This is a genomic window from Streptomyces sp., from assembly GCF_050698815.1.
GTDB lineage: Bacteria > Actinomycetota > Actinomycetes > Streptomycetales > Streptomycetaceae > Streptomyces.
Genome location: NZ_JBOHCV010000718.1, coordinates 1 through 3,820 on the forward strand (window position 1 = coordinate 1; position 3,820 = coordinate 3,820).

The following is a 3,820-nucleotide window of genomic DNA, read 5'->3' on the forward strand; positions in this document are numbered from 1 at the left end:
CCCGGCGCCCGCGCCCGCGCCCGCGACCAGGGAGCCCCTCTGGCGGCACCTCGTCGGTGACGTGCTGCGGCGCAAGCGGCTCGACCAGGAGCGGACGCTGAGGGACGTGGCCGACGCCGCCCGCATCTCGATGCCCTACCTCTCCGAGGTCGAGCGCGGCCGCAAGGAGGCCTCGTCGGAGGTTCTCGCGGCCGCCGCCCACGCCCTCGGTCTCTCACTGGCCGATCTGCTCGCCCTGGCCCATGACGAGATCGCCGGCCTCACCCGCACGAGGCGGGCCGTCTCCTCCCGCACCGCCCCCACGTCGGCCGTTTCCGTCATGGAGCTGAAATCCCGTCATGCCGGGGCACGCAGCGCCTCGCGGCCGGGCGACGTGCGGCTCGCCGCCTGACCGGTGGCCGCGCCCGCGCCGGGGGCACAGCCACCGGGCGGCGGCTTCGCGCACGTCAGGCGGCTCCGTTCCGCCGCCGGAGGACCTCGTCGGCGAGCCCGTACGCCACCGCCTCGTGCGCGGTGAAGACCTTGTCGCGGTCCATGTCCGCCCGCAGGGTCGCGACGTCGTGGTGCGTGTGCCGGGAGAGGACCTCCTCGACCTCGGACCGGATCCGGAGCATCTCCTTGGCCTGGAGGCTGAGGTCCGAGACCGTCCCCTGCCGGCCGCCGCTCGCCGGCTGCCCCAGCAGCACCCGGGAGTGGTCGAGTACGAACCGGCGCCCCGGATCTCCCCCGGCCAGCAGCACCGCCGCGGTCGAGGCCGCCTGTCCGACGCAGAAGGTCGAGACGGGCGCGCCGACGAAGGTCATCGTGTCGTAGACGCCCATCAGTGAAGTGAACGAGCCGCCCGGTGAGTTGATGTAGATCGCGATCTCCCGCTCCGGGCTCGTCGCCTCGAGGTGGAGTAGCTGCGCGATGACGACGTTCGCGACGCCGTCGTCGATCTCGGTGCCGAGGAAGATGACCCGCTCGGACAGCAGCCGGCTGTAGATGTCGTACGCCCGCTCCCCCTGCGGGGTGCGCTCGACGACGGTCGGGATCGTGTACTGGCTCATCTCAGAGTCCCATCCGTCGCTTCGACGCGGCCGGCCGGATGTCCTCGAACGACTCGACGACGCGGTCGACCATGCCGTACTCCTTCGCCTGCTCCGCCGTGAACCAGCGGTCGCGGTCGCTGTCGCGGGAGATCGTCTCCTCACTCTGGCCGGTGTGCTGCGCGGTGATCCGTTCGATGGCCTTCTTCGTGAACTCGAGGTTCTCGGCCTGGATCGCGATGTCGGCGGCGGGCCCGCCGATGCCGGCCGACGGCTGGTGCATCATGATCCGCGCGTTCGGCAGTACGTAGCGCTTCCCGGGCGTGCCGACTGTGAGCAGGAACTGCCCCATGCTCGCGGCGAATCCCATGGCGAGCGTGGAGACGTCGTTCGGGATCAGCCGCATCGTGTCGTAGATCGCCAGCCCCGCCGTCACCGCCCCGCCCGGACTGTTGACGCAGAGGCTGATGTCGGTCCGCGGGTCCTCCGCCGACAGCAGGAGCAGTTGCGCGCAGACCCGGTTCGCGGAGACCTCGTTGACCTCGGTGCCGAGGAAGATGATCCGCTGGGCGACGAGCTGTGCGGCGAGATGGTCGTCGAACCGCGTCGGCTGCGTGCCGTCCTCGGCGGCTCGTGGGTACAGGGCCGGCTGCGCCCAGCCGGAGATGAGTGGCACCATCGGTCCTCCTTGTGGTGGCGCGGCTGCCGTTCGCCGCGGTCTCTCCACTCTCGGCACGATCGCCTCGCCGGGTCGGGAATCTCGGCCCGCAGCAGATTCGCTGCCGGCAGAGCGGACGGCCGCGTGAACGGCGGAGCGGACGGCTCGCCGGCCGGCAAGGCACCCCCGAAATCGGTCTCGCAACCCTGTCGTTACCGCCGTCCTCCTGCCGCGCTACGCGCGTTGACCGTAGGCTGCCTTCGCCCGCCACAGTCCACGAAGGGGGACTCATGTCAGGGAAACCTCAACGCCGCAGACGTCTACGCCAGTTCACGGCAGGTGCGGCGGTGCTGGCCGCCGCCGGTGTGCTCTCCGCCGCGCTGCCGGCCGGGGCCGAGAGCAACGGCCGGGCGGACCACAGCCACGGCCGTACGGTCGACGTGCAGTTGCTCTCCTTCAACGACTTCCACGGCAACCTCGAGCCGCCCGCGGGCTCTTCCGGCCAGGTGTCCCGGCTGAAGCCGGACGGCACCACGGAAAAGGTCGACGCGGGTGGTGCCGAGTATCTGGCGACCTCGCTGCGCGAGGCCCGCAAGGACCACCGCTACAGCGTGACCGCGGCCGCCGGTGACCTGATCGGTGCCAGTCCGCTGGTGTCCGGCCTCTTCCACGACGAGCCCTCCATCGAGGCGTTCAACAAGATGGACCTGGACGTGGCGGGCGTGGGCAACCACGAGTTCGACGAGGGCCGCGACGAGCTGCGGCGGATGCAGGACGGCGGCTGCCACCCCGAGGACGGCTGCGCCGAGGAGGGCAAGACCTTCCAGGGTTCGGACTTCCCCTACCTCGCCGCCAATGTGACGGACGAGAAGACGGGCCGCCCGATACTCAAGCCGTACACCGTGTGGGAGAAGAACGGTGTGAAGGTCGGCTTCATCGGCGTCACGCTGGAGGGCACGCCCGACATCGTCACGGAAGCGGGCGTCAAGGGCCTGAAGTTCCACGACGAGATCGAGACGGTCAACAAGTACGCCAGGAAGCTGGAGCGGATGGGCGTGAGGTCCGTCGTCGCGCTCATCCACGAGGGCGGTTCCCCCGCCAAGGCCGAGTACAACTACGACTGCGACAGCCCCGGCCCGGGCGACGGCATCTCCGGGCCCATCACCGACATCGCCAAGGGCATCACCCCGAAGGTCGACGCACTGGTCACCGGCCACACGCACCAGGCGTACGCGTGCACCGTCCCGGACCCGGCCGGCAACCCGCGCATGGTCACCTCCGCGTCCTCCTACGGCAAGGTCTACACCGACACCACGCTCACCTACGACCGCCGCACCCGCGACATCGTGCGTACGGGCGTCGAGTCGGCCAACCACGTCGTGAGCCGTGAGCAGCCCAAGGCCAAGGACATGACCTCGCTCATCAAGCGCTGGAGCGAGCTGGCCGCGCCCGTCGCCAACAAGCCCATCGGCTACATCTCCGGCGACATCCCGGGCCGCGGCGCCACCACCCCCGAATCGCCCCTCGGTGACCTCATCGCGGACGCCCAACTGGAGGCCATGGCGCCGGAGGACAAGGGCAAGGCGCAGCTCGCGCTGATGAACCCCGGTGGCATCCGTTCCGACCTCACGCATGCCGCGTCGGGCAACGAGGGTGCGGGCGTGGTGACGTACGGCGAGGGATTCACCGTGCAGCCCTTCACCAACATGATGACCGCCGTCGACCTCACCGGCGAACAGCTCATCACCGCACTGCAGCAGCAGGTCAGTGGAGCCAATGAGGCCTCGCCGAAGATCCTCCAGGTCTCGAAGGGCTTCACCTACACCCTGGACATGACGAAGTCCGGCAAGGACCGGATCGTCAGGGATTCGGTGCGGCTGAACGGTGAGGCGATCGACCCGGCGAAGACCTACCGCGTCGCGATGAACGAGTTCCTCTCGGGCGGCGGCGACGGGTTCGCGGTCTTCAAGGACGGCAAGGACAAGTTCGTGGGCGCCTCCGACCTGGACGCCCTGACGGCCTACTTCGCCGAGCACTCGTCGGCCGCCGCCCCGCTCGATCCCCCGAAGGCGGACCGCATCACGATCGTGAAGTAGCGACGGTCGTAAGCGGTCTCGCGCGGACGACGGCGGCC

The 3,820-nt window shown here is 69.9% G+C and carries 4 protein-coding genes; 2 read left to right on the forward strand and 2 right to left on the reverse strand.

What is annotated here, in order from left to right:
• Positions 1 to 391: helix-turn-helix domain-containing protein (locus tag ACRDP3_RS25475; protein WP_431519343.1), on the forward strand; the 391-nt coding region annotated here is incomplete at its 5' end.
• 55 nt (positions 392 to 446) lie between these two features.
• Here the strand turns inward: ACRDP3_RS25475 and ACRDP3_RS25480 are convergent.
• Together ACRDP3_RS25480 and ACRDP3_RS25485 are read right to left on the reverse strand one after the other, a co-directional pair.
• Positions 447 to 1,049, reverse strand: a complete 603-nt coding sequence (locus tag ACRDP3_RS25480; protein WP_431519344.1) for a ClpP family protease — start codon at positions 1,047 to 1,049, stop codon at positions 447 to 449.
• 1 nt (position 1,050) lies between these two features.
• Positions 1,051 to 1,707: an ATP-dependent Clp protease proteolytic subunit gene (locus ACRDP3_RS25485; RefSeq protein ID WP_431519345.1), complete on the reverse strand. Its 657-nt coding sequence runs from the start codon at positions 1,705 to 1,707 to the stop codon at positions 1,051 to 1,053.
• A 269-nt stretch (positions 1,708 to 1,976) separates the two neighbouring features.
• On the opposite strand from ACRDP3_RS25485, the gene ACRDP3_RS25490 reads away from it, so the two are divergent.
• A complete protein-coding gene (locus ACRDP3_RS25490; protein WP_431519346.1) occupies positions 1,977 to 3,782 on the forward strand; it encodes a bifunctional metallophosphatase/5'-nucleotidase in 1,806 nt (601 codons plus the stop codon).
• The last annotated feature ends 38 nt before the right edge of the window (positions 3,783 to 3,820 follow it).

What these genes read in the sequence shown, in the direction of transcription:
- ACRDP3_RS25490 (WP_431519346.1), top strand. Translation starts at nt 1,977, where the DNA reads ATGTCAGGGAAACCTCAACGCCGCAGACGTCTACGCCAGTTCACGGCA.
- ACRDP3_RS25480 (WP_431519344.1), bottom strand. Translation starts at nt 1,049, where the DNA reads ATGAGCCAGTACACGATCCCGACCGTCGTCGAGCGCACCCCGCAGGGG.
- ACRDP3_RS25485 (WP_431519345.1), bottom strand. Translation starts at nt 1,707, where the DNA reads ATGGTGCCACTCATCTCCGGCTGGGCGCAGCCGGCCCTGTACCCACGA.